The following is a 609-nucleotide window of genomic DNA, read 5'->3' as shown; positions in this document are numbered from 1 at the left end:
GTCTAACACGATGTTGCCCGTTGCCCCAAGGATAGAGGAGACCGTTGTGGTATGCGATTGAGATGTATCGGACGATTTCTCATGCAAAAAGCCACTTGATGACGATTGTGCTTGCTGATCCAAGTGTTCTTGGGCGCCTTTTATGACAATCTTTCCCCCAGAGTGAATAGTAATATCCGCTTTTTTCTGATCTCCTAGTGCTTTCTCTCCTGACGTTTCCTCTGCCTTACCGGCTACGAGCGTCGAGGCGACAACTTCCGTGTTGTTTCCTGAGTCAATGGCAATGCCTTCACCCCCTGTTATGCTTGACCCCACAACTTGGCGCACATCCATCTTGTTATGCTCAGATTTGCTGCTACTAAACACCCCACCCTCTTTGTGATACGACATCTCATAATGTAAGCTATCCTCTGCATTATTGATGAGAATATCGTTGCTGGCTTTCAGCCCTACCTTGCCATCAGCCGCAATGGAACTACCTGTGATGCTAAGATCATGCGGTTTGCCATCCTGCCCTGCAATGACAGTGGTATCACCTCCCGATTTTATCGAAGAGCCAACGGCATGAGAGGCTTGCATGTCCACTTTCGTGTTTTTGGTGCGAAGATG

At 48.3% G+C, this 609-nt stretch carries 1 protein-coding gene; it reads right to left on the bottom strand.

Going from position 1 to position 609, the window contains the following annotated elements; all coding sequences use genetic code 11:
- On the bottom strand, window positions 1–609 hold a 609-nt coding region (locus ACFINW_RS10080; protein WP_375674276.1), incomplete at both ends, for a hemagglutinin repeat-containing protein.

Origin of the sequence: Bartonella sp. AA18HLJMS (assembly GCF_042197245.1) — a bacterium.
Lineage (GTDB): Bacteria > Pseudomonadota > Alphaproteobacteria > Rhizobiales > Rhizobiaceae > Bartonella.
This window is presented reverse-complemented; position numbering and strand designations above follow the sequence as displayed.